This window comes from Robbsia andropogonis (genome assembly GCF_034047095.1).
GTDB classification, from domain to species: Bacteria; Pseudomonadota; Gammaproteobacteria; order Burkholderiales; family Burkholderiaceae; genus Robbsia; species Robbsia andropogonis.
In genome coordinates, this window is the sequence record NZ_CP139170.1 from 658,593 (window position 1) to 682,409 (window position 23,817).

The 23,817-nt window shown below is 55.5% G+C and carries 21 protein-coding genes, 1 pseudogene and 1 riboswitch; of the genes and pseudogenes, 7 read left to right on the top strand and 15 right to left on the bottom strand.

Annotated features, from left to right (window positions below; all coding sequences use genetic code 11):
• Positions 1-84 precede the first annotated feature (84 nt).
• Genes SJQ66_RS29735 through SJQ66_RS16480 form a run of 3 tightly spaced genes read right to left on the bottom strand, consistent with a single transcriptional unit; the run spans position 85 to position 3,430 of the window.
• Positions 85-1,194 (bottom strand): glycosyltransferase, encoded by a 1,110-nt coding sequence (locus tag SJQ66_RS29735; RefSeq protein ID WP_407691540.1) that lies wholly within the window; start codon positions 1,192-1,194, stop codon positions 85-87.
• On the bottom strand, positions 1,191-2,522 hold the full coding sequence (locus tag SJQ66_RS16475) for a glycosyltransferase (RefSeq protein WP_046153174.1): 1,332 nt from the start codon (positions 2,520-2,522) through the stop codon (positions 1,191-1,193). The genes SJQ66_RS29735 and SJQ66_RS16475 overlap by 4 nt, the downstream gene beginning before the upstream one ends.
• On the bottom strand, positions 2,519-3,430 hold the full coding sequence (locus SJQ66_RS16480; protein WP_320535053.1) for a radical SAM protein: 912 nt from the start codon (positions 3,428-3,430) through the stop codon (positions 2,519-2,521). Before SJQ66_RS16480 ends, SJQ66_RS16475 begins: the two co-directional genes overlap by 4 nt.
• A 524-nt stretch (positions 3,431-3,954) precedes the next feature.
• On the opposite strand from SJQ66_RS16480, the gene SJQ66_RS16485 reads away from it, so the two are divergent.
• Complete coding sequence (locus SJQ66_RS16485) at positions 3,955-4,227, top strand: amidohydrolase family protein (RefSeq protein ID WP_051504621.1); 273 nt, start codon at positions 3,955-3,957, stop codon at positions 4,225-4,227.
• Positions 4,228-4,346: 119 nt separating this feature from the next.
• On the opposite strand, the gene SJQ66_RS16490 is transcribed toward SJQ66_RS16485, so the two are convergent.
• The 3 genes from SJQ66_RS16490 to SJQ66_RS16500 all read right to left on the bottom strand — a co-directional run bounded on the left by SJQ66_RS16490 (position 4,347) and on the right by SJQ66_RS16500 (position 6,778).
• Positions 4,347-5,666, bottom strand: coding sequence for a DHA2 family efflux MFS transporter permease subunit (locus tag SJQ66_RS16490; protein WP_320535338.1), 1,320 nt, complete (start codon positions 5,664-5,666; stop codon positions 4,347-4,349).
• Positions 5,667-5,764: 98 nt separating this feature from the next.
• On the bottom strand, positions 5,765-6,328 hold the full coding sequence (locus SJQ66_RS16495) for an isochorismatase family protein (protein ID WP_320535054.1): 564 nt from the start codon (positions 6,326-6,328) through the stop codon (positions 5,765-5,767).
• 18 nt (positions 6,329-6,346) lie between these two features.
• Entirely contained in the window at positions 6,347-6,778 is a 432-nt protein-coding gene (locus SJQ66_RS16500) for a MarR family winged helix-turn-helix transcriptional regulator (protein ID WP_320535055.1), read from the bottom strand.
• Between the two features lie 292 nt (positions 6,779-7,070).
• On the opposite strand from SJQ66_RS16500, the gene SJQ66_RS16505 reads away from it, so the two are divergent.
• Genes SJQ66_RS16505 through SJQ66_RS16515 form a run of 3 tightly spaced genes read left to right on the top strand, consistent with a single transcriptional unit; the run spans position 7,071 to position 8,272 of the window.
• Positions 7,071-7,652, top strand: a complete 582-nt coding sequence (locus SJQ66_RS16505; protein ID WP_320535056.1) for an RNA polymerase sigma factor — start codon at positions 7,071-7,073, stop codon at positions 7,650-7,652.
• Positions 7,653-7,664: 12 nt separating this feature from the next.
• Positions 7,665-7,979 carry a hypothetical protein gene (locus tag SJQ66_RS16510; RefSeq protein WP_024904748.1) on the top strand — a complete coding sequence of 105 codons (315 nt, stop codon included), beginning with the start codon at positions 7,665-7,667 and terminating at the stop codon, positions 7,977-7,979.
• Entirely contained in the window at positions 7,976-8,272 is a 297-nt protein-coding gene (locus tag SJQ66_RS16515; RefSeq protein ID WP_320535057.1) for a 4Fe-4S dicluster domain-containing protein, read from the top strand. Before SJQ66_RS16510 ends, SJQ66_RS16515 begins: the two co-directional genes overlap by 4 nt.
• Before the next feature lie 33 nt (positions 8,273-8,305).
• On the opposite strand, the gene SJQ66_RS16520 is transcribed toward SJQ66_RS16515, so the two are convergent.
• On the bottom strand, positions 8,306-8,587 hold the full coding sequence (locus SJQ66_RS16520; RefSeq protein ID WP_320535408.1) for a hypothetical protein: 282 nt from the start codon (positions 8,585-8,587) through the stop codon (positions 8,306-8,308).
• A 256-nt stretch (positions 8,588-8,843) separates the two neighbouring features.
• Positions 8,844-9,309: pseudogene (locus SJQ66_RS16530) on the bottom strand (LysR family transcriptional regulator); the annotation flags it as partial.
• 479 nt (positions 9,310-9,788) lie between these two features.
• On the opposite strand from SJQ66_RS16530, the gene mqo reads away from it, so the two are divergent.
• Positions 9,789-11,504 (top strand): malate dehydrogenase (quinone), encoded by a 1,716-nt coding sequence (gene mqo / locus SJQ66_RS16535; RefSeq protein WP_052738330.1) that lies wholly within the window; start codon positions 9,789-9,791, stop codon positions 11,502-11,504.
• A gap of 165 nt (positions 11,505-11,669) precedes the next feature.
• Here the strand turns inward: mqo and uca are convergent, their stop codons facing one another.
• The 6 genes from uca to SJQ66_RS16565 form a co-directional block, all read right to left on the bottom strand.
• Positions 11,670-15,284, bottom strand: a complete 3,615-nt coding sequence (gene uca, locus SJQ66_RS16540) for an urea carboxylase (protein ID WP_046153176.1) — start codon at positions 15,282-15,284, stop codon at positions 11,670-11,672.
• A gap of 174 nt (positions 15,285-15,458) precedes the next feature.
• Entirely contained in the window at positions 15,459-16,106 is a 648-nt protein-coding gene (locus SJQ66_RS16545; RefSeq protein WP_320535339.1) for an urea amidolyase associated protein UAAP2, read from the bottom strand.
• A gap of 8 nt (positions 16,107-16,114) precedes the next feature.
• Entirely contained in the window at positions 16,115-16,819 is a 705-nt protein-coding gene (locus tag SJQ66_RS16550) for an urea amidolyase associated protein UAAP1 (protein ID WP_320535058.1), read from the bottom strand.
• Positions 16,820-16,828: 9 nt separating this feature from the next.
• Positions 16,829-17,620, bottom strand: coding sequence for an ABC transporter ATP-binding protein (locus tag SJQ66_RS16555; protein WP_320535059.1), 792 nt, complete (start codon positions 17,618-17,620; stop codon positions 16,829-16,831).
• Positions 17,617-18,432: an ABC transporter permease gene (locus tag SJQ66_RS16560; RefSeq protein ID WP_320535060.1), complete on the bottom strand. Its 816-nt coding sequence runs from the start codon at positions 18,430-18,432 to the stop codon at positions 17,617-17,619. The genes SJQ66_RS16555 and SJQ66_RS16560 overlap by 4 nt, the downstream gene beginning before the upstream one ends.
• Positions 18,433-18,458: 26 nt before the next feature.
• Complete coding sequence (locus SJQ66_RS16565; protein ID WP_024904737.1) at positions 18,459-19,535, bottom strand: putative urea ABC transporter substrate-binding protein; 1,077 nt, start codon at positions 19,533-19,535, stop codon at positions 18,459-18,461.
• A gap of 64 nt (positions 19,536-19,599) precedes the next feature.
• Positions 19,600-19,723, bottom strand: a riboswitch (guanidine-I (ykkC/yxkD leader).
• Positions 19,724-20,490: 767 nt separating this feature from the next.
• Between SJQ66_RS16565 and SJQ66_RS16570 the strand changes: the two genes are divergently transcribed.
• The gene (locus tag SJQ66_RS16570; protein WP_320535061.1) at positions 20,491-21,363 is read left to right on the top strand and encodes an AraC family transcriptional regulator; all 873 of its coding nucleotides are present in this window, start codon (positions 20,491-20,493) and stop codon (positions 21,361-21,363) included.
• Positions 21,364-21,488: 125 nt separating this feature from the next.
• On the opposite strand, the gene SJQ66_RS16575 is transcribed toward SJQ66_RS16570, so the two are convergent.
• A complete protein-coding gene (locus tag SJQ66_RS16575) occupies positions 21,489-22,388 on the bottom strand; it encodes a LysR family transcriptional regulator (RefSeq protein WP_024904734.1) in 900 nt (299 codons plus the stop codon).
• Between the two features lie 100 nt (positions 22,389-22,488).
• Here SJQ66_RS16575 and SJQ66_RS16580 point away from each other — a divergent pair, with 100 nt between their 5' ends.
• Positions 22,489-23,793, top strand: coding sequence for a CitMHS family transporter (locus tag SJQ66_RS16580; RefSeq protein WP_046153178.1), 1,305 nt, complete (start codon positions 22,489-22,491; stop codon positions 23,791-23,793).
• Positions 23,794-23,817: the final 24 nt, after the last annotated feature.

Here is a 23,817-nt window from a genome sequence, read left to right on the forward strand (position 1 = left end):
TAAAGATTGAATTCTGTCGAGAAGCGACTCGACAGGACGTGTTTGATGAAGCCATTGCCGTGCCATGGCATATCCGGTGGCCGCCTACCGTTCTCGTCTGTCGACGTCGTGGAGTAAGTCACCGACCAGCGTTGCGAAAGCGCTATCCGAGTCAGCAATGATTACGCCACCGGGTATGGCGAGGGCATCGGCTCCTGCCTTTGTGCTGACCACACATCGGCGATGCATCATTCCTTCAAGCAGTTTTACGTTAATGCCAGAAGCGGCAGGCACAAGGTTAAGAACGATGGTCGCTTGACAATAATGGGGGGGCAGATCGCTTACGATGCCGTGGAGGAAAATGGCAGGATGTACACGCGTATTGGATACACTGTGTCGTGCAAAGGCGTCGCACACGCTTCCGATGACATCAAGCCTCAGCTGCGGGTAACGTGCGACTAGAACCGGCAAAACATGACGGCAAAAACCCAAGATCCCATTGGTGTTTGCAGGATTGTCTGCGCCGACGAAAAGTAATCGCGTACCGACAGAAGGGGATTGCGGTGCGTCGCGAAGCAACGGCGGAATCGTTAAGACAACCGCACCGGGTGTAGCGCGTCGTACCACGCCGGCGTCTGCCGGTTGAACCGTTAATATCACCTGGGCACGCTGCCAACATCGTAGCTCGTCGCGTCGCGTTATACGAATCCAATCTTCTTCGAGCCCGCACGCATGAAACGCTGCAGTACGTTGATGCAGAATATTGTCGACGTCTAGCACTCTTAGCGTGTCACTCGGCATGCCTGGCAATGTAAGGCAGCGAGATAGATAACTAAACTGGGCTATGAGCGCATGCGGTTTGATGCGCGCGAGGTCTCGCGCGCACAAGGACAAATACGCGTCAGGGCAATGATCGTCTGCGGGTGCGTTCGGGTCTACCCGTTCATGAGATAGCGGCGTATAGACCGACAAACCGTCACAGCGCATGCGCAGCGCGTCGTAATCGGCGATACGTGGCTGCGTCGCATCATGAAGGATTGCCAGGTGCACCTGGATCCCGTGCGCGCGCATAGCGTCTATCAACGACATGACCCTCACCGCATCGCCTTGTACAGGTGGCCAACATCCGCCATGCGTGCAATAGAGAACGCGTGTCGTCGTTGCCGTGTTTACATCGGATTGATGTTTCATCGCCGCTTCCCTGTCTTGACTCATTCGCGCTGTCCTGCAGATGACTGGTAGACCCGGACGAGTGCCTTTGCCTCGTCTTCACTGGTCAATGGATATCGGCAGTTGCCGGCACGGTCTTTTATCCGGTCACGGTGTTCGATGCAATGTGCCATTGCCTTAGCCCACGCTATCGGATCACCTGGGGCAACGAGCCAGCCATTGATTGTGTCGCGAACCCACTCGGGAATACCGCCTATGCGTGAAGCCATTACAGGCACACCGTAGCGTAGTGCGAGCAGCATCACGAGCGGCGCATTCTCGGACCATAGCGAAGGAAGGAGAACGATATCGACGTCGGCTAGAATTTGCGCAATATTATCGGGGTCGTAGGCACCACATAACGCGATGTTGGGATGTTGCGCCGCTGATCGGTGGAGACTGTGATGATAGGGACTATCTGCCCATTCTCCATAGATCTTTAACGTCCAGTTGCGGGTGTCCGGGCTCATTCGCGCCGCGGCATCGACAAGTAAGTGCACTCCCTTGTGTGGATGTATATGGCCAATGTAAGCAAATACGAGGCGTTGATCTGGAGGGTTACTGTTTAGCGGGTATGCGCCGATTGCCACTTCTGCCGTAAGACGCTGGGGCACGCCAAGACGATGAACGTGGATTTTCAAGGTTTTCTCGTGCTTGTTAGTGGTGCGGAGGTAGCGCGCTGCAAGATCTTGGCTAGGCGACAAAAGGACGTTAGCAAGCCCGAGGCTCTTGCGGGTGGCTTCCCGCATCGTTGCCAATTCGTGGAGTGAAACCCCTGAGGCATCATGGTCTTCCATCCAGTCTTCAAACCAATCCTGAGTAAGTGTTGATCTATGGGTTATGCATGTTGCACATTGCGACGCGTCGACGATCCCAGTGCATCGATTCCCGCTCGACTCAATCAGATTCACGGTCGGGCAAATGAAGTAGTAGTCATGCAACGTTAAAATTATAGGAATGCTTGATTTATAGGCGGCGAAAAGCGGAGCAGGCGTTATCCTGAATCCGCCTTGTACGTGAACCGCTACAGGGTGATGGTTTTTCAATATGCTGGTGACAGCATCAAAAACAGCTTCATTAAAGAAATGCGTTCGTGGCTGTGCCATATACAGCGCGTCAATTTGGAGCCAGTAATAGGTAACGCCTTTCTGCAAAGTCGAAGTCAGTTTCTGTCTTTTAGGTATAGGATTCGTGAAGTCGATGATGGAGAGAACGATAAGGTCCTTTGAAAGCGCCCCCAATGCTTCTATTAGCCACTGAGAGTACACCTCTACGCCACCGCGAAAACGTGGCGGCAGGTGTGGGCAAACCAGTAGCAACGGCCCCGTAATCATGCAAATCCAGACGGTTGATGCACCCATAAGCAGGAGCAGCAGTGGCAGACGCTGTCGCACGCCTGGCCCTTCTGTGGTGCAAGTAGATTGAGGTCGTAACCGGTGTAGAGATTGCCGATCTCCACTTCCTCTCGGCAGACTGCGGTGATCGATCCGTCTAGACGCACGTTCAATGCAAGAAATGGCTGACGCACATCCCAACGGTCTTCGAAGAATGCGGGCGCTGCCCATCCCTCCGATGAGGCTGCGGCGATGTCGTTTCTATAAGCCTTAAAAAAGCGTGAGTCGAATTGAAATAACCGACGCATCGCCGTCCGATGACCGGCATTTCGATATTGTTTGGCAAGCGCAAGCATCGCCGTGATGTTGTTCGGTGAGCACATCAGTTGAAATAGAACAGGAATACGATGCGCATTCGCGATTGTTGTCGTTTCGATAATGTTGCGCCGTCGTTCTGAGGTCGCGTGGCTTTCGTCGTGCACCGATATAGCAAGCCAGTCGTTTTTCGAAAATGAGGGTGCTAACGTTTTCATCGAACGTGGCAGGCTAGCATTGGTTTGTATCGCTTTCGGGACGTCAGGAAATCGAAGAAAAAGCTGTTGTAGTAAGTCGCGCTCGATAAGCGGCTCGCCGCCTGTAAAGATTAGAGCGTAACCGGTTTCTACTTGGAGGCTGGACAGGGCGGTGACGAAGTTCGTCGCGTGCGCAGCACGAGCTGATTGGCAGTTACGTCCGTCAAGGCAGTAGTCACAGGTGAAATTACAACGGCCGTTTAAGTAAACCCAGATAATGCCTTTATGGCTGGACGACGCGGATCGTTGTTCGTCTGTTAAAGAGATTACCTTTCTTAGTAAAGCGTTTTCCTGCCGCGAGGTAATGGAGCAGGCCGTGATCATAGATGAAGACATCGTGTGCCTTTGGGTGCGGCGCACGTGTGACGACAGGCAGTTGATGTGTGCGCGATCGACCTCATTGTGTCGCTCAACAGAGAAAACACAACTGAGGGTATGCCTCGATATGCGTTGCCGTTTGGATTTGCGCTTCATCCGAAGAGAGGCGTTAATGCAATGACGGACGGTGCGAAAGCGTCTTTCCTACTGGGCACGTCGGCAAACCGACGAGGCAAATTCGACAAGCAATCTTGCAGTGTGTGGCACTTCGTATGCAAAAACGTAAGCGATCACAGACTTCTCGTTTCCCAGAATATGACTTGATTTATGTCACTAAATGACTAACTAAAATTCATTGTCATGAGCGACCCGCAATGGCGGGCGGGCTATTCACTCTTACCACGCTGAAACCTGTCATTCGATTTGCAACTATGCTGTACGCAAATGGAAGAGCCGACGACGTTGGCTCACGCTTATCCGGATACTCCACTCGTTCTCAACCATACTGGCATGCCCGTGGACATCGCAACCTGTAAAAAAAGATGAAACTGCTGGCCTCCTCGCCAAACGTTTCGTGCAAGATTTCGGGACTCGGGATGGCGAATTGGAAGTGGGCAGTGGACAGCATTCGGCCATTCGTTCTCGATGCCATCGATGCATTCGGCGTCGAGCGATGCATGTTTGTAAGTAACTTTCCGGTTGACAAGCGTTTCAGCAGCTATGATGCCGTTTTTGGTGCCTTCAAGGAGATTACGAAGGACTTTGCTAAATCCGAGAGCGTCGCGCGCTGTTCCACGACAATGCGGAGCGCATAGATAAACTTTGAAGGGCAAGCTGGTGAGGGATGATGTAGCGAGTATCCAGCGTTTGGGTAGACTGTTGCTCTTACAGAATTGTTTCCGTCGGAACGACCGAGCATCGTTGAAGCGCAACATCACGTTCTGCTTGAGTGGGGCAGCGCCAGCGTGGTCATTGCCATGATCGCGTGGAGCGCCGCGAGTGCGCCTAACGTTTCGCTCCATGCATTCAAGCCAAGCCAGCCAGCGTGCCCTTGCAATTCCCAGGACAACAGCAAGGCGCAAAGGGTAGTCAATATCGGTCCGCCAATCCGTTGCACGATGTTGAGCGTCGTGGTGGCCATCGGCAGGTCTTCGTTCCCAATGGAAGCGTAAGCCAGCGAGACCACCGGGAGGCCGATTGCACCCAATCCCACGCCGCGAAAGAACAACGCCGCCGCCAACACTGGCCTGTCAAGACCGTGTGTGGCCAGCCAGGCAAGCAGGAGCGTCGAGGCGCAGGCGGAGAAAGCGCCGGCAATAGCTGTACGCCTCTCGCCGAGACGGCTCGTCACGAATCCAAGTAAAGGCACGATGAGCATCATGCCCAACCCGAGCGGCGCCAGCATCCAGCCCATCATCGCTGGCGATTCCCCGCACTGCTGAATCAGAAACAGCGGGACAAGCATTTGACCGGCAAACATGACACCGTTCCATAGAAACTGGACCAATGCAGCAACCGAGAACGCCCGGCTGCGAAACAGCGTCAGGTCGATGAGTGCGGCATCACCCTTGCCGCGCTGCACCACCAGAAACGCGACAAACATCAGGACGCCTACGACGGTCGCGATGATCCCCGCTGGTTGGGAGAGGCGGTCGATCCCGAATAGCACGAATACCAGGCTCGGTGAAAGCAGCGCCAGGCCGATCCAATCCAGGGGAGCCACTGTCCGCTCGTCGACGTCCTTTGGAAGGAACGCCTTGGCAAGCGCAATCGCCAACACGCCGACAGGAAGGTTGACGAGGAACAGCCAGCGCCAAGACGCGGCGTGCAGGATCGCACCTGCGATCACCGGTCCAAGTGCAGGCCCGAGCAGGACCGGGATCGCCGCGTAGCCTGCAATGCGCGTGAATTGGTGACCCGCTGCGCGCTTCATCAACAATTGCGCCATGGGTGCCATCAAACCGCCGCTGGCCCCTTGCAGAAGCCGAAATCCAATGAGAGAGCTTGCAGACCATGCAAGCCCGCAGAGCATCGAACTGATCGTAAAGATCGAAAAGCACCACAGATAAAGCGACTTCGCGCCGATGCGCTGGATGAGCCAGCCGTTGATCGGCAGTGCGAACGCGAGCGCCAGCAAGTAGCCACTGGTGACCCATTGGATGGTTTTCAGCGACGCTTGAAGTTCCGAGGCAAGGGGCGCAAGCGAGACGTTGACCACGGTCGCATCCAACTGGGCCAGCAATGATCCAAGCATTGCCACTGCGACGATCTTCCACACCGAGGCATCGACGGCCTGATCGACCACCGTAGCCTCGCCATGTGGCAGGGCGTCCCTGTGTTTTGGCTGCCGGCTCACGAACACCGGTCGTCCAGTAGCGCAACGATGCTGGCGACCTCCGCCGTTTCACCGAGGTTGGGAAAGATCCGCGTCACGCTATTCGAGTGCGTATCCGCGTTGAGGTCGGTCATGGCGTCGACAGCGAGGGCGACATTGAAACCCATCGAGAATGCCTCGCGGGCAGTCGATTCTACTCCCATGCTGGTGACAATGCCGGCGAGGACGACTTGCGTGATGCCTGCTGATTTCAGTGAATGCCCAAGCGTCGTTTCTGAGAACGCGCCCCAGCTTGGTTTCGTGACGATGATATCCGAGGACTGGGCGCGCAGTTCCGGAATCGGTTCCACCCAGTGATCCGGAAAGGTGAAATCCGGGCGCGGGGCCTCGGTGCGACCGTGAGGCATACTCGAGCAGTTCACAAGCACCACCGTCTGACCGGCTCTGCGGAAGGCATCGATCAATTTCTGCGTGCGCGCAACAACCTCCTTAATGGGATGTGCGAAGGGGAAATCCATCAGACCTTTCTGCAGGTCAATTACGATCAACGCGGCTTTGGAATCGACAGTCGTTACAGGCATGGTGAGGGAGTGTTGTTGTCAATCCTGCAATAGGCGGCTTAGAACAGTCGTTGCCGCGAGCAGGTGTGCCCGGTCTTCATGCGATAGGCGCTCGATCTTATCCACGAGCCAATCCTGATGCGCCGCGCGCCCCTTGGAAAGCCGATCAAGGCACAGCGGTGTCATGGAAATCAATGTCTGCCGTTTGTCGTCTGGATCGGGAGCACCGCTTACCAAACCTTCACTTTCCAGGCCGCCGACGATCGTGCCCATGGATTGCGCGCGCATGCCACATGCGCGCGCCAGCTGCGACACGGTGGCCGGCCCATGGCGGTCCAATTGACGGAGTACATCCACTTGCGAGGGCGTCAGATCGCCCACACTTCCGCGCTCGCGCAAGCGTCGTTTGAGCGCGCTAAGCGTGGCGCGCAGTTCCGACGCTAGCACAGGGATGTCGATGTTTGATTTCATGGGTGCTACTCTAGCATGTGAACAGAAAACTGCAAAGTTAACTGTATATGTGGAGCGCAACGCCTTCCTCCGGTGGGTATATCCAAGCCAAGGCGTCATCTCGCTGCCGAAGCGGAATCGATGTACGCGTGGTGCCTCCTCCGCAATGCAAGCCACCGGTTCATGGCCGCGGCGCTATAGTGGCAATGCCGTTCCCCCTGCTTTGTCGCATCCGGTTGCGCTGGACGAGAAGCAGTCCCACGATTTTCAAAGCCCGCCCCAATATTTGGGGTTCTGAAACGTCTTCAGGCGTATGGAACCACCGTTCACCGCGCACACGATGACCGACCGAAATAACGACATCACCGCAACAGTTGTGCGTGAGCGCGCGAGGCTTGCCAATTTTATTCGGCGTCGAATAAGCAATCCAGATGATGCCGAGGACATCCTGCAAGATGTATTGCATGAATTCGTGCAGGCATATCGTCTTCCGGCGCCGATAGAGCAAGCGAGCGCGTGGTTGTTCCGTGCCGCACGCAATCGGATCATCGATCGCTTTCGCAAGAAAAAAGAGGAGCCGTTGCCAGGGTCGTCCAACGAGGAGGATGACGCAGGCAGTGAGTATCGCTTGGACCTGGTTCTACCTGCCCGGGACGGCGGTCCGGAAGCCGCCTATGCCCGCGTGCTGTTGCTCGAGGCGTTGCAGGATGCGCTTGACGAGCTGCCACCGAATCAACGTGAGGTATTCATCGCGCATGAGCTGGAGGGGCGGTCCTTCAAGGATATGGTGATGGAAACCGGTGTCACGCTCAACACGCTGCTTGGGCGCAAACGCTACGCGGTCTTGCATTTGCGTACCCGATTGCAAGCCATTTATGACGAACTGGGAATGTAAAGGAGTCGACGGATGAGATTTGGAGTCAGATGTCTGGGCAAGGTGTTACTGGTACTGCTGGCCATCGCGGTGCTCGGATGGGTGGTCATGACCTTATGGAATTGGGTAATTCCTTCGGTATTCATCGGAGCCCGTGTGATCGACTTTCCCCATGCATTGGGCTTACTGGTGCTAAGTCGAATCCTAATTGGTGGATTCCGCGGACACGGCGGCTGGCGCGGACGACGACACTGGCGCAAGTGGGAAGCGATGACGCCTGAAGAGCGAGCGCATTTCCAGGCAGCTTTGCGATCGGGCAGACGTCGGGACGCGGGAGATGGCATATGAGCGATAAATCAACAGCCAACTGCAAACAGAAGCCGGGCGTGATCGTGCCGGTCGTCGATCTAAAACGCTGTGAAGGTAAGGGCGATTGTCTTGAGGTCTGTCCCGAGAATGTATTCGAGATTCGCCGCATTGACGAGGTCGACTACAATAGCCTCGGCTTGATGCACCGCCTTAAGCTACGCGTACATGGGATGAAGGTCGCGTACACGCCTAACGCGGACGCCTGCAGGTCATGTGGGCTGTGCGTGACGGCATGTCCCGAACACGCGATCAAACTCGCCAGAAATGTGTAAGGTTACATATGTATTTACAAACGAGATGGATTGTCATTTCGTCGTCGTGGGGGCGAAAAAGTAGGGTGGTCTAATTTGATTGGATGCCTCGATAGGAGGACAATCCACCAATTCTTCAATCCAATCGATCACATCGAATCTCGCCTGCGCCCGCGTTTCATACCGACACCGCAGCGTCCGTTCGACTTTCAAGGTGTTGGAGAAGCACGCCGTCGGCGCGTTATCCCACGTATTTGCCCACCGACGCATCGACGTGACCATGCCGTATTGTGCCCGCCAAGTCCATGACGCCAATGTACTGCTTTCGCTGCTCATGGCATCTGCTGTCGCGTACGGATTCACAGTGCTGCTGATGCGACGCTCGATCCTGACCGAGAAAATCGCACGCCAACATCAATCTATTCAACTTAGGCGAAGTCTATTTCTTTGGCTGGACGCACGAATGCATTGCACTTTCCCGCGCTAAGCGATGTTCCCTGCCAGACGGGTGCAGACTTCGGCTTACGCTTTGCCTTACCGCACTACCTCGTCGATCTCTACAAGAATCTGAAGAACGACTCGCCAATACCCATATCGCCAAACCGGCGCGAATGCCCTCGGCAGCGCTCACACTCACGCGTCCCGATACGAGCACTGCTGTTTCCTCGCCATTCTGGCTGAACGACCAGGACTCGCCCCCGCGATGAAGGGAATGGACGATTGCCTGGTGTTGGCTTAATATGCAATCGCGCGAAGGTCACCGAGGCGCTTACACGCAACGTTCCCGATAAACTCGACTAGGCAGCCCGGACCACATGCTCGGCAAGCGCCACCTCTTCTATGGCCCGCTTTGCATGCTCATAGAATCGCAAACCTGCATCCGTGACCGTGAGGCCGCGGGTGGATCGCAACAGCAAACGCACGCCGAGACGCTCCTCCATCTGCGCAATCGATTTCGATCCGGCCGGTTGCCCTGACTTGAGTCGTTTGGCCGCTGCCGAAAACGATCCCGCTTCCACGACACTGACATACGTTTCCATTGCGGCCATACGGTCCATGCGAGGGTGTCTTTCAAGGGGCGCTGCGGTTAAGCCTGCGGCGGAAAGTCTAAATCAGGATGACCACTTGCGTCCGCGCGGACATCTTAAAACCCTCCTGCGTTGCGGGATCGCCTGGCGTGCGTGCAAGACGCCGAAAAGCGATTTTTTCACGCAATCCCTGTAGCGCGAAGGCTTCCGGTAGCCAGCAACGAGAAGATACGGTCGCTGACCAGGTGCCTCACAGGCAGCGGCCGATTATTTCGCCAAATGCAAAAATTGCTCCTATATCAGGGTTTTTACCCATTCCTTATCCAGCGTCGCTTACAATTCGCCTTCCAGATCCTCCGGCGGGAACCTTGGATTTCGAACAAAAAATTGCAAAAGCAATGATGTTCGCCCCACAGAACCGTCGCCGTTGATCCCACTTTAAACGTGCGGGTGCCTGATTTGTCCGGGACCGCAACGTAATAAGAAATTATTGAAGGTAATTGATTTTCATGGCTAAAACGGAAAACGCGACGCCGCCTGAGGGTGGCCGCACGCAATTCTCCAGACGTAAATTCATCGCTGCCGCCGTTGGGTCAGCGGCCGTATTGGGCGGATATTCCTACTTTTTCGGCAGCCAATATCGCGCCGCGAAGGCGGATCGCAAAGTAGATGTGCTTCTCATCGGTGGCGGCATCATGAGCGCAACGCTGGGCGTCTATCTTTCCGAATTAGAGCCGAATTGGACATATGAGGTTTTTGAGCGCTTGGACAAAGTCGCGGAAGAGAGCTCGAACGGCTGGAACAATGCCGGTACCGGGCACTCGGCACTTTGTGAGCTGAATTACACGCCGATGGATGATAAGGGCACGGTCCATATCAACCAGGCCATCAACATCAACGAAAATTTTCAAATCTCCAGGCAATTCTGGGCCCATCAGGTGCGAAGAGGCGTTCTGGGCAACCCGCGCGAGTTCATCAATTCGACACCGCACATGAACCTTGTCTTCGGACAGGAAAATCGGGATTTCATCCGCAAGCGTGTCGAGGCGTTGAAGGCATCACCGCTATTCGCCGGGATGGATATGACGACGGACCCGTCGAAGATTGCCGAGTGGATTCCCATCATGATGGAAGGCCGTAAGCCGGAGGAGGTCGTCACCGCGACGCGCTCGCCGCTTGGTACGGACGTGAATCTGGGCGAAATCACGCGGCAGTTCTACAAGCATCTGACGGACAAATCGGGTGTCAAGGTCTCGACCGGGTATGAGGTTCGTTCGATTACGCGAAACGAAGACGGCACCTGGCGCGTATCCGCGTTCGACTTGAACGATCCTTCAAAAGTCCAGACGGTGGATGCGCGCAATGTGTTTATTGGCGCGGGTGGCGCTGCATTGCCGCTGCTTCAACTGTCGGGCATTCCTGAGGCGAAGCAATACGGTGGTTTCCCAGTGGGGGGCGAGTTCCTCGTCACGGACAAGCTTGAGATTACCTCGCGCCATTTGGCGAAGGTCTATGGCCTTGCGGATACCGGATCGCCTCCCATGTCCGTTCCTCACCTCGACACTCGCGTACTCGATGGAAAGAAGGTGCTCCTGTTTGGACCGTTTGCCACGTGGTCCAGCAAGTTTCTCAAGAACGGCTCGTATTTCGATCTTGCCAAAGCGTCGACACCGTCCAACATCATTCCGCAGTTGCAAGTAGGCATGCACGAATTTGCGCTCGTGAAATATCTTGCGCAGCAATTGGCACTGTCTCGTGAGGAAAAGATGGCGGCATTGCGTCGCTACATGCCCGAAGCCAAGGATGAGGACTGGCGTTTGTGGGAGGCTGGGCAGCGGGTACAGATCATCAAGAACGACCCGGAAAAGGGGGGGGTACTAAAGTTGGGTACCGAAGTCGTGGTTTCCGGCGACCGATCGGTGTCTGCGCTGTTAGGGGCCTCCCCGGGCGGCTCGACGTCGCCGGCTATCATGCTTTCGTTGCTGGAGCGCGTTTTCCCGGATCAAATGAAAACGCCGGCCTGGCAGCAGAAAATCCGTGAAATGGTGCCCAGTTACGGTACGAAGCTCAACGATAATCCGAAGCTCCTGGCAACGGAATGGGCAACCACGGCTGATACGCTGCAACTGGCCATTGCCTCGCCCAGCCTGGAGGGGTTCGTTCCCGCCACAGCCCCGACGGCGAACCCGGGCGCGGTGAAGCCGGTGCATGACATGGCATTGTAGGGACGACGTGACGTGACGTGCCGTGACGTGCCGGCCTGGCCTTCAGTGCGTCACGAACAACATCCGTTATGAATGGATGCGGATGCGGCCGCATCCATTCAATGACGACGTCGCGGAATAAAAACCTGAGCGGATGTCCGGCGTCAGGTGATCACGACGATTTTTCTAGATGCCGGTAATGACGGCAAGTCGTTGTCCTGCTCGTACCGATGAGCCCGGCACAACGTGCACTTCACGGACTGTCCCTGGGCAAGGCGCGCAAACCGGTATTTCCATCTTCATCGATTCGATGATCATGAGCACATCACCTTCCGCTACTTTATCGCCCGTCACCATTTTGACTTGCCACACATTGCCAGCGATTTCGCTTTCCACGCCGATTTCTCCGTCGGCCAGTAAAACCTCCTCGACTGCTTCAGGCATGGTCGATTCGATCCGCTCCTCGGCCGTACCTGAAACGCGCCAACGTTCACGTTCCGCTTCAAAGGCCGTCTGTTGACGCGCGCGGAATGCGTCAATGCCGGAACTCTCGCGTGACAGGAAATCTTGGTAATCCGCCAGGGACAGCTCGGTTTCTTCAATTTTAAGGGGATAGCGACCAAGAGGAAAATCGGCTCGAATCCTCGGCAATGCGTTCGCGTCCACTTCGTAAAAGCGGATCTGATCGAAGAAACGCAGCAAATAGGGCCGGTCCGCAAATTCAGCGGTTTTCCGATAGCGATTCCACATCTGCAAGGTGCGGCCAACGAATTGGTAGCCCCCTGGCCCTTCCATCCCATACACACATAGATAAGCACCGCCTATACCGACTGAATTCTCTGCTGTCCAAGTACGGGCGGGGTTGTATTTTGTAGTGACAAGGCGATGGCGGGGATCCAGTGGCGTCGCGACGGGGGCGCCCAGGTAGACGTCACCCAGCCCCATCACCAGATAGCTCGCGTCGAACACGATCTGTTTGACGGCATCGATCGACTCCAGGCCGTTGATACGGCGAATGAATTCGAGATTGCTCGGACACCAGGGTGCATCGGGGCGAACAGTCGTCATGTATTTGTCGATCGCAAGCTGGCAGGCGGGATCATCCCACGACAACGGTAAATGGACTACCCGCGACGGCACACGAAGGTCTTTCTGCATGAGCACCTGCTGCCAGGTACGTTCGATAATGGCGAGCAAGCTCGCCAATGCCAGTCGCCGCGGCTGATAATGTACCTGTAACGATCGTATCCCAGGGGTCAGATCAATCACGCCAGGAATGGCTAATGCCTCCAGAGACTGCATCAGTGCGTGCCCCCGGAATCGCAAGACAAGATCCAGCTCGGCCGCACCGATCTCCAGCAACAAATGTGTATCGCCGGACAACCTGGCCACTAATCTTTCCTGGGCCTCACCCAAGGTAAGAACGATGGGCGTGGCTAGCGGCGAAAAGGTTGTCTTTAACCCGCTCGGTCGGCTTACCGAAGGTTGGGGGGTAAGCGTTTCTATCTCCCGCTCGCGTTGGGCCTGCGCCTCACGCGCCTCGTCAATGCTGACAGGCTTGAACGTGACCTTGTCGCCAGCCTTCAACTGTCCAATGTGCCACAAATCAGCTTCGATAATCGTGACCGGGCAAACGAAGCCGCCGAGACTGGGTCCATCAGGACCTAGGATCACCGGCATGTCACCCGTAAAGTCGACTGCGCCCACGGCATAGGGATTATCGTGGATATTTGAAGGGTGAAGACCGGCTTCGCCGCCATCTTCGCGAGCCCATTCAGGATGCGGGCCGATCAGACGGACGCCGGTTCGACTCGAATTGAAGTGGATTTCCCATTCGGTCGCGAAGAATTGCTGGATATAGTCTTCGCTGAAATATTCTGGAGCGCCATGCGGCCCGTAAATAACACGCAAGGTCCGCACCGTGTCCAGCGTCGGCACAACACCAAGCGTCATGCCGGCGCTTACGTCAACCAACGGCTGGATGTGCAGCACATCTCCGGCTCGCAAGGCGCGGCCGCCGTGGCCACCGAACTGACCCAGGGTAAAGGTGCTCCTGCTGCCGAGATACACTGCTACATCAAAACCGCCGCGCAGGCATAGATACGCACGCGCTCCTGCTCCTCTTATCGCGCCTAGCGATAGAACGGCACCCGCCTTCACCATCAGAGCGGTATTCATCGGCTGGTCAATGCCGTCAATGGAAACAGGCAGGATAGCTCCTGTCACGGTGATGACCGCGTCGGCATTGAAGCGCAACGTCGGCCCACTCATCGTGATTTCAAGCGCTGCCGCGTTCGCGGGATTGCCTAGCAACCGGTTTCCGAGTCGCAGTGCGCGGTCGTCCATCGGACCTGATGGCGGAATGCCGACGGCCCAATAGCCAAGTCGACCAGGGTGGTCTTGCACCGTCGTCTGCGTGCCGCCGCTCAAGATCTCTACCGTGTTGGCCCGATAGTGCAGACCCTCCAGGCACCGCGTCCACGGCTCGCCTGACGCAAACGGCGCATCAACGATGATCTGGTGCAGGTAATCACGATTTGTTTCGACACCGTAAAGGCGTATCTCTTTCAATGCGGCGGCGAGCGATTCGCGTGCCTGGTCCCGCGTAGGCGACCAGGCAATCACTTTGGCAAGCATGGGATCGAAGTAGGGCGGCACTTCGCACCCCGCTTCAATCCACGTGTCGATTCGAAGACGATGGCCATCTGCATGAGGGAAGGTGACCTCGGTAATCAGCCCTGGACTAGGTTTGAAGTCGCGGCCAGGATCTTCGGCGTATAAACGTGCTTGAATGGCGTGGCCACGCGGCGCCAACTGAGCCGCAAGCTGATCGAGTGGGGCCAGGTTTCCCGCCGCAAGCTCGATCATCCAGCGCACGAGATCTACACCCCAGACTTGCTCGGTAACCCCATGCTCGACCTGAAGGCGGGTGTTTACTTCAAGAAAATAAAATTGCCGTGCAGCGCTGTCGAAAACAAATTCCACGGTGCCAGCGGAACGGTAGTTAACGGCTTTTGCGAGCTTGATCGCTGCTTGGCATAATGCGGTCGATGTGCCTTCCGGTAAACAGGGCGCGGGAGTTTCTTCCAAAACTTTTTGATTACGTCGCTGCACGGAACAGTCACGCACCCCCAATGCGATCACCGCACCGTTGCCGTCCCCAAATATCTGCACCTCCAAGTGACGCGCACGCTCGATATACTTTTCAAGGAAGACGCCGGCATCGCTGAAGTTATTCTGACCAAGGCGTTTGACTGCATCAAAATGGGTACGTAGTTCATCGGTGTTCCAACACACGCGCATGCCGATTCCGCCGCCCCCGGCGGTACTCTTCAGCATGACGGGATAGCCAATGCGTCCGGCGGATTCCAAAGCGACGCTTACGCTCTCCAGCAGGCCCGTGCCCTCGAGCATTGGTACGCCTTGCTCTGCCGCGATCGCGCGGGCAGTGTGCTTGAGTCCGAAGGCTCTCAATTGCGCAGGGGTCGGGCCAATGAACGCAATACCCGCCGCTTCGCAAGCTTCGCCGAACGCGGCATTTTCCGACAGGAATCCATAGCCGGGATGGATCGCACGTACGCCGGCGCTTTTTGCAATCGCAAGGATTTTTGCAACATCGAGATAGGTTGTTGCGGCGGAGCCATCGCCCAAACAGTGCGCAACACTCGCTTCACTGACATGACGGCTTGCGCGATCGGCTTCCGCGAAAACGGCCACGCCTTCGACGCCTATTTCGTGCAAGGTGCGAAGGATGCGGCATGCAATCGCACCGCGATTTGCAATCAGAACTTTTTCAAACATGGGATGCTCTACAAGCGTGGATGGGTCGTCCCGTCCCGTGGAAATCCGCATACCGAGGTCGTCCTCGGCTGAAACGGTGGCTTCAGTTTCTTGAAGCCGACGCTTTGCTTCTCAATTCGTGGGCACGCCCTGCGCGGACAAGGAGTATCGAATAGATCCAGCGTCGGAGGCCGGTCAGTCCCATACAAGTACCTCCGCCGGGGTCGGGTTATACGCATTGCACGGGTTATTGAGCTGGGGGCAGTTGGAGATCAGCACGATCACATCCATCTCAGCACGTAGTTCCACATACTTCCCCGGTGCCGAAATACCGTCTTCGAAGGTCAATCCACCATCCGGGGTCACTGGCACATTCATGAAGAAGTTTACATTTGCGCCGATGTCTTTCTTGGTCAGACGTGTGTCATGCGCACATGCTCGAAGATAATTATCGCGACAGCTATGCATATAACGCTTATCCAAAGCATAGCGCACCGTGTTACTTTCCTGAGCGCACGCGCCCCCGAGCGTATCGTGTCGTCCGCAGGTATCCGCCACGATGGTGAGCAACGGATTGCCCAGGTTCGAATAAAGTACCGTGCCGGTAGTAAGGTACAAGTTATTCTGGCGCCGAAGGGTACGTTGCGGGTCGAAACGTTCGCGAGGATCGGCCAGATTGTAAAACAGCGTATCGATGGCTTGATTGCCTTCGAGATCCAGGATGCGCAGCGTCTGCCCGGACTTCACCTCGCCTAACCAAGGTTCGCCCGCGAAAATTGTTTCGCGTAGGACGGCATCACTCACCCTTTTATTGCTTTCGATCAGCGTAGCGCTTAAGTTCATGTCGATGCTCACAAAAAGAAACGATCTGTGTTAATGAAGCCGCGCACATTTTCATCGCAAGACGTGCGGCACAAATCGGCAACGTCAGGTTCGGCATTGCGCAACGTCAACTGAGCGGGTCGCGGCGCGTACTTCGTATCCGGATCTAGCGGATGTTGGATCGCCGTGAGCACAACCAACGTGTTCATCGGTGCATACAATTCCACGTATTGACCGGCTGTTCCGTTTCCCGGTATGAAATGCAGCCTTCCCTCGCGGCTTACTTCTACACGACTGAACAGATTGAGCGTCATTAACAGATCCGATATGCCGAGCCCCCACTTTCCCAATTCGACAAGCAGATTGTCCGTACCATTTCGGTAAAAGGCATTTCGCAAGTCCTGATAGCGCCCTACGCCATATTTTTCTTGCGCTTCCTCCGCATTTGACACTCCGCCAATCGCGTCGTGCCACCCACATGTGTCGGCGACTATGGCTGCCAAAACCCGTCCCATATCAGAATAAAGGCAATGCCCTGCGGTGAATTTTGCAGTGTGCTGACATTTCAAGGAGTCGGGCAGATTCAGGCGTTCGCTTTTCTCGTCTGCGTTAAACATCAACAGGCTTACGTTGGCATTGCCAAGCAGGTCCGTGATCCGTAACAATTTGTCGCGCTTCACGACTAACGATGTATGACCGCCGCCGGGGACGGTTTCATTTAGCAGGAATGCCATCTCCGTTCCTTAATTCAGTGTTGTTTCGACGCGTGAGGCACGGTCCGCCATGGCGCGTGCCGCATGAAGAGAGGGCGCGATATCGCGGCTATGATCAAGCGGGATGTTGTAGGTAATGCGGGCGCCATAGGCGCCAGGCGCATGGGGATCAACCCGGACCTTGTCAAAGACAAGCACACGATTTCCGAGGGTGAAACCTTCTTTTAAATCATGTGTGACCATGAATATGGTCAACCCGCTTTCACGCCACAGTGTTAAAAGCAAGGCGTGCATATCACGTCGAATGCCCGGATCAAGCGCGCCGAATGGTTCATCTAGAAGCAAGATTCGCGGCTTCATCACAAGTGCCTGGGCAATTGCCAATCGTTGCTGCATGCCCCCTGACAGTTGATGGGGAAATTTGTCGAGCGACGGACCAAGCCCCACGCGCTCCAGCATGGACACCGCCTCGGCAATCGCTTCCTTGCGTTTTTTGCCGAAAAGACGACCGGTAAGTCGTGCATGTGTCAATTCAAGACCGATCAGCACGTTGCGCATGACACTGAGATGCTCGAATACCGAATAACGCTGGAATACGACGCCACGGCGTGCATCGGGCTCACCAGGAAGCGGTATGCCATCGAGCAGGATCTGTCCGCGTGTCGTCTGCTCCTGTCCAAGCAGCAAACGCAGGAAGGTCGACTTGCCGCAACCCGAGGCGCCAACCATCGAACAGAACTCACCCTCTTGGATAAAGAGATTGAGATTTTCAAGTACGACTTGACTACCGTAAGATTTCCATAGGTTCCTGATCTCGATCATTGCGCACCTCGGCCATGCCAGGGAAACGCCCATGTGGTCAGACGGCGCAGCCCTTCATCCATCAACCAGGCAAGCAGGGTGATCCACATTACGTAAGGCAGGATGACATCCATCGCCAAATATCGGCGCACAAGAAAGATGCGATATCCAAGACCGTCGGTGGCGGCAATCGCTTCCGCCGCAATCAGGAAAAGCCAGGCGGATCCTAAAGAGAGGCGTAATGCGACAAGTAACCTTGGTACGAGTTGGGGAACGACCAGGCGTAAAATAAGCGTCCAGCTTGTCGCTCCCAAGGTCTGTGCCTTCACCCATAGCTCATTTGGAATTTCACGGGTACGCTGGTGCAGATCCCGAATCATCATTGGCGTAATGCCGATCACGATCAGTACGACCTTGGAAAGTTCGTCGAGCCCAAATACGATGAATAGTATTGGTAGTACCGCGAATGGCGGAATCATCGACAACACTTTGATAAAAGGTGATAACGTCGCCGTTACCAGTGGGATGCTGCCCGTGATGATGCCTGCCGTCAGTGCAATCACGGCACTTATCGCCAGTCCTGTCGCGAGTCGCCGCAGGCTTGATGCGGTATCCTCCCAAAGCAGATATTCACCGGTACGCTTGTCCTGCGTGAAGGCGAACTCCTTTACGGCATCACGCATTTGGGTTGCGCTTGGAAGCAGCTTGTCGTCGGGGTTGGCTGCAAGACGTACTGACGAACTTGTGAAATATACCGCGATGAGAACGATGAAAGGCATCAAGAGCAGCATGAGCGCGCCGCTCCGGCTTGGATATCGATTTATGAGTCGCATGAAGCGGCTTCCTAAAAGTAAGCGCTTTAAAGCTTGCCGTCGGCAGCCATTCGGACATAGGTCGGATCAAACCGCAATTTGACGTTGTTCTTGTTGCCCACAACGAGATTGTGATCAAAGCTCATACCCACGGCGTCGGCATTTTGCGCAGTCGGGCCGAGCAAGCCATGATCAAATGAGAACTTTGCAACGCGAGCCATGGTTTGCGGAAGTGCGGGACTGGTGACGAAATCGAGAGCCGCTTTGGGCGTTGCGAAGAGTGCGGTGGTAGACAATTGGCTTTTGAATCCCGCCAGATTGGTACCGGATGCTTTCGCCATTGACGTCAGGGCTGCATTGCTTTTGGCATTGTTCGCGTTCATGAGCGCAACCATTTCGAACCATGCGCCGGTCAACGCACGGCCCAATGCCGGATTTTCCTGGAGCGTCTTGGTGTTCACCACCATCATGTCGAGGATTTCGCCGGGAATCCGGCTGGAGTCGAACACCTCCGTGACATTGGGCTGCGCTTTTAAGTCCGCAAGCATGGGATTCCAGGTGACCACCTCCTTCACCGAGGGCGTAGCGAAGGCCGCGGATATGTCCGCGTCTGACGTATTCACTACTTTCAGGTCGCGTTCCGATAGCTTGGCCGTCTCCAGTGCACGCGCGAGCAGATAGTGCGAAACGGAAAATTGAACCAGGTTAATCGGCTGGCCTTTTAAATCAGCGAGTGTCTTTCCCTGACCTTTAACAAGGATGCCGTCGTTGCCATTTGAGTAATCGCTGACAATGATCGCGGATGTATCAACCCCGCCACTTGCGGGAATGGTCAGTGCGTCCATATTCGTCATGGCACAGCCGTCAAACTTGCCAGCGGTGTACTGGTTTATGGACTCGACATAGTCGTTGAGCTGCACGACATCGATATTGATGCCATATTTCCTGGCCCATTTCGAGATAATTCCTTGGGTCTTTGCTTCGCCCCACGGCATCCATCCCGCGTAAATGGTCCAGCAGACCTTGAAATCGGTTTTCCCGGCAGCACATGCCGTGGTTGAAGACAACGCGACGACAGCAAGGGATATGGCAGCGATACTAAGCAGGCGGGGAAGCTTGATCATTGAGACCTCTATTGGCGTGGTGTACGGGCAAGCAATAGGAGCGGCGCGACATCTCGATCGCGTTCTCTCCCGGGCTTTTATCCCGCCGTGTAACCTCGCCAGAGGTCGACAACTCTTGGACCAGCATTTCGCGTGACGTGTAAGCCATGGCGGCCATCACGGAAATCGGAACCCTAGTCGTCCATTGCAAATTGTGACTACCAAACCGGATATGGCACCGGCTCCTGTGCCATCCCGAGCGAGAAGTATGCCAAGCGCAAACGACGTAAAATAGGACCTTCGTTGAGATTTTGCACCCCATTGAAGCGGATGCGCCCCAAAATGAGGAATGCAATCCCAAATTGAAGACCGATTTTGGCGCATGCTGTGATCGACTTGAATGACAACGCTTCAACGGCTTGGGATCGCTCGATCTGCAGACGATAACCATGTCCGCGAGCAGTTTCCGCCGCTGCCTACATTCTCCATAGCACAATGTTCGAACGTCTAGTCTCACGAGCGACATCGCGCTCGGCGACGAGCTTTTCGTTCGGGGACTCGGGACCACCTTTGATGGTGTATGGCACCATAACAGCCTCCGTGCGAGTCATAATGGTGGTGCCGTCCCCCTCGCGCGGCCTAGCTGCGCATTGATATCCATCAGGTCGCTGATGCCGATCTGATGCGTTTTTTATCCTGCAAAATAACGCTACATCCCACGTGTTGCATGCGATACAGCCAATGTGTCATAAGCCACGCTATTGGTAGCATTTATCAGGTAAAGGAATAAATGTATTTCAATTACGTCGCTGAAATAATGAGTGAAATAAAGCGCCTCTCGTTCCTATTGGACAACACGCCGCCTCGCAGCAGGGGTTTGCATGGGGGCCGTCTGCATATTAGCAAGTGCGGCTAGGTGCAATGATGCGACGGCCGACGATAATAGCGCCAGACTTAGGAGATACCTATCCAGACCATGTCAGACCGTTTCGACAGCATGGGCGCTTACAAAAAGCGTTTCGATGCCGTACTCGCATACATAGAAACACATCTCGAAGGCGACCTGTCAGTGGAAGCCTTGAGCGGCGTTACCAACTTCTCGAGATTTCATTTTCATCGGCAATTTGCTGCCTATGTGGGTGTACCTGTCGCACGCTACGTTCAGTCGCTGAGGCTGCGTCGCGCCGCGCGTCGCTTGGCGTCGCGTGAGTTTTGTTCCGTGCTCGATGCCGCGCTAGACGCGGGTTTCGACAGCCTTGAAGCGTTCAGTCGCGCATTCAAGCGCGCGTTTGGCGCGACGCCGAGCGCATTTCGACAACGTCCGAGCTGGCGAACATGGAGTGTGACTTCTGTTGTCCCCTATCTTTCGAGGAGTTTCACCATGCAGGTACGAATTGTCGATTTTTCTGAAGTTCGCGTTGCCGCGCTTGAACATTGTGGTCCGACTGAGCTTGTCAACGAAAGCGTGCGCAAGTTCGTCGAATGGCGTAAGCAAAGTGGGCAATCTCCGGTGGCAGCCAGCAGAACGTTTGGCATCCCACGAAATAATCCGGACATGACTCCGGACGTGGCATTTCGCTTCGACATCTGCGGAGAAATCGCGGAACCCGTGGCGTCAAATCTTTACGGTATCCACGAACTTGTCATCCCGGGAGGCCGATGTGCCGTGGTACGGCATGGCGGTTCCCCCGATCATATTAGCGAGACAATCTATCCGATCTATCGCGACTGGCTTCCGACAAGCGGCGAGGAACTCCGGGATCATCCATTGTTCTTCCACTATCTGAGCGTTTTTCCAGAAACTCCCCACGACCAATGGGAGACGGATATCTATATTCCGCTCTTGTGACGGAAAATATCGGATTTCGTAACGTTTGCTCCTGCTGGAGGAGCGTCGTCGAATGTTCGCTGACAAGTGGTGCGCTAGCTGACGATTCAAAAGAGGGCGGTACGTGGTCGCCTGAGCAGCATCCGTCAGGATGTGCGCCGTTCAAGTGACTTTTTCATCAGGTCGACAAATGCTTGTGTGATAGCCGGCAACGTCCGCCCTTTCTGTTTAACGATGGCGATGGGCCGAACAAATGCCGGATGATCGATCGGTTTAACCACCAGTCCCGGTTCTGCGTGTACTTCCCTCGCCGATGAGGGGAGAATGGTCACGCCAAGGCCGCCGCGTACCATTGCCACCGCGGTCATCATATAGGTCGGCTCGCACGCGACTTCCACAGGTCGTGAGGACTTGATAAGCGCAGCGTCCACCACCGCACGAACGCTGGTGTTGGGCGCTGTTAGCACAAGCGGCGAGCTGGCAACGTCCTCTAGCGTTATGCGACGCTTTTTCGAGAGCGGGTGATGCTTCGGACACACAAGCACCAATCGATCGAATCCCGTGTGCAGTACTTCCAGCGTGGGATCCATGAGGTCGCCACCGGTTAAGCCAATATCGGCATCGCCACCCCGAACGAGCGCGTTCACTGTTTCGGCCACGCCATCAAAGATCTGGAACGTGGCATGTGGTGTATCGCGGCGCGACGCCACCAATAGATCCGGCAAGGCGCTGGCGGCAAATGTGGGCAAACACGCGATACGGACGGTGCCGCTTCGACCCTCGGCAACCGACCGCGCGTCCCGCAACACGTTTTCCATGTCTTGCAGTGACTTACGCAGCATGGGTAGAAGGTCTCGGCCTGTTGGCGTCAGCGAGACATTTCGGCTGTTCCGATCAAAGAGACGTGCGCCCGTCGCCGCTTCCAAGCGACGGATTTGCACCGTCAAAGCCGGCTGCGACAAATGCAGCTTTTCTGCAGCGCGTGTGAAGCTGCCCGAGTCAGCCACGGACACAAAAGCGCGTAGATCGCGAAGAGTCAGATCCATTACGTTATCTAATTGCTGCGATCAAATCATTTCAATTGTGTAATCGACCTGCCCAACTTACGCTGGAACGCATTAAAAAACAAGATTCGGAGACAAGATAATGCTGCCTTTATTGGGGCTTACCACTATTGTCGTTTTATTGGCGGCCATCCTTTCCAAGAAAATGTCACCGTTGGTCGCGTTGATCATCGTACCGATCGTTGCTGCGTTGATCGGTGGATTTGGTTGGCAAACGAGCAAGTTCATCATCGATGGTATGAAAGGCCTTGCGCCCGTCGTCGGTATGTTCGTCTTCGCCATTCTCTACTTCGGCGTTATTACGGACGCGGGCACGCTCGATCCCATCATCGACGGCATTTTGCGAGCGGTTGGCACCAGGCCGACGCGCATTGTCGTGGGCAGCACGCTGTTAGCGCTGTTGGTACATCTGGATGGATCGGGGGCAGTCTGTTTCCTCGTCACCATTCCGGCCATGTTACCGCTGTACGAACGTCTCAATATGGATAAACGGGTCCTCGCGGCGGCGGTGTCGATGGCGGCGGGCATCAACTTTCTTCCATGGACCGGGCCGATGATTCGCGCATCGGCTTCTTTGCACATTCCGATTTCGGCGTTGTTCAATCCACTGATACCGGTTCAGGCAGTCGGTCTTATCTTCGTTTTTTCGATGGCTTGGTTGTTGGGGCGGCGTGAAGAGCGACGTCTTGGGTACACAAATGCGAGTGGCGACATACCCGCGCCCAGGCGGGAGTTGACTGCCGAGCAGCAGGCGCTGCGTCGACCAAAGAATTTCTGGTTCAATATCGCTTTGACGATCGCCGTCCTCGGCACCATGGTGATTTTAGGAGAAAAGATCCCGCCAGCCGTCATGTTCATGGTCGGACTGTGCCTGGCGTTGTTGGTGAATTATCCCGACGTCGATATGCAACGGACGCGGATTGATGCACATTCGCGTGCGGCGCTGATGATGGCGGGCATTCTGCTGGCCGCCGGCGTATTCACCGGCATCATGCAAGGCAGCGGGATGTTGAAGGCCATGGCGCAAGGCGCGGTTGGTTTTGTACCACCATCATTGGCAGGGCATATTCCCGTCGCATTGGGTCTGCTTTCAATGCCGCTCTCGATGCTCTTCGATCCCGACTCATTTTATTTCGGCGTACTGCCCGTGATCGCGGAGGTTTCATCGCAACTGGGTGTTCCACCGGTGCATGTTGGACAAGCGGCGCTATTGGGGCAAATGACCACGGGCTTTCCGGTCAGCCCGCTTACTCCGGCGACGTTCCTCGTTGTCGGTCTGTGCGGTATCGATCTCGCGGATCATCAAAAGTTTACGTTCCCATTGCTGTTTGCGGCATCGATCACGATGACGATCGCATGCATCGTCCTGGGCGTGTTCCCGTTGTAATCAAGAACCTGACAGAAAGGTCCC

Coding starts and splice junctions, on each gene's coding strand:
- SJQ66_RS16480 (WP_320535053.1), bottom strand. CDS start 3,430: ATGTCTTCATCTATGATCACGGCCTGCTCCATTACCTCGCGGCAGGAA.
- SJQ66_RS16580 (WP_046153178.1), top strand. CDS start 22,489: ATGCTGCCTTTATTGGGGCTTACCACTATTGTCGTTTTATTGGCGGCC.
- SJQ66_RS16545 (WP_320535339.1), bottom strand. CDS start 16,106: ATGAACTTAAGCGCTACGCTGATCGAAAGCAATAAAAGGGTGAGTGAT.
- SJQ66_RS16505 (WP_320535056.1), top strand. CDS start 7,071: ATGGAACCACCGTTCACCGCGCACACGATGACCGACCGAAATAACGAC.
- SJQ66_RS16485 (WP_051504621.1), top strand. CDS start 3,955: ATGAAACTGCTGGCCTCCTCGCCAAACGTTTCGTGCAAGATTTCGGGA.
- mqo (WP_052738330.1), top strand. CDS start 9,789: ATGGCTAAAACGGAAAACGCGACGCCGCCTGAGGGTGGCCGCACGCAA.
- SJQ66_RS16520 (WP_320535408.1), bottom strand. CDS start 8,587: ATGAGCAGCGAAAGCAGTACATTGGCGTCATGGACTTGGCGGGCACAA.
- SJQ66_RS16560 (WP_320535060.1), bottom strand. CDS start 18,432: ATGCGACTCATAAATCGATATCCAAGCCGGAGCGGCGCGCTCATGCTG.
- SJQ66_RS16575 (WP_024904734.1), bottom strand. CDS start 22,388: ATGGATCTGACTCTTCGCGATCTACGCGCTTTTGTGTCCGTGGCTGAC.
- SJQ66_RS29735 (WP_407691540.1), bottom strand. CDS start 1,194: ATGAGTCAAGACAGGGAAGCGGCGATGAAACATCAATCCGATGTAAAC.
- SJQ66_RS16495 (WP_320535054.1), bottom strand. CDS start 6,328: ATGCCTGTAACGACTGTCGATTCCAAAGCCGCGTTGATCGTAATTGAC.
- SJQ66_RS16500 (WP_320535055.1), bottom strand. CDS start 6,778: ATGAAATCAAACATCGACATCCCTGTGCTAGCGTCGGAACTGCGCGCC.
- SJQ66_RS16510 (WP_024904748.1), top strand. CDS start 7,665: ATGAGATTTGGAGTCAGATGTCTGGGCAAGGTGTTACTGGTACTGCTG.
- SJQ66_RS16515 (WP_320535057.1), top strand. CDS start 7,976: ATGAGCGATAAATCAACAGCCAACTGCAAACAGAAGCCGGGCGTGATC.
- uca (WP_046153176.1), bottom strand. CDS start 15,284: ATGTTTGAAAAAGTTCTGATTGCAAATCGCGGTGCGATTGCATGCCGC.
- SJQ66_RS16570 (WP_320535061.1), top strand. CDS start 20,491: ATGTCAGACCGTTTCGACAGCATGGGCGCTTACAAAAAGCGTTTCGAT.
- SJQ66_RS16555 (WP_320535059.1), bottom strand. CDS start 17,620: ATGATCGAGATCAGGAACCTATGGAAATCTTACGGTAGTCAAGTCGTA.
- SJQ66_RS16565 (WP_024904737.1), bottom strand. CDS start 19,535: ATGATCAAGCTTCCCCGCCTGCTTAGTATCGCTGCCATATCCCTTGCT.
- SJQ66_RS16550 (WP_320535058.1), bottom strand. CDS start 16,819: ATGGCATTCCTGCTAAATGAAACCGTCCCCGGCGGCGGTCATACATCG.
- SJQ66_RS16475 (WP_046153174.1), bottom strand. CDS start 2,522: ATGATTACGGGGCCGTTGCTACTGGTTTGCCCACACCTGCCGCCACGT.
- SJQ66_RS16490 (WP_320535338.1), bottom strand. CDS start 5,666: ATGCTTGGATCATTGCTGGCCCAGTTGGATGCGACCGTGGTCAACGTC.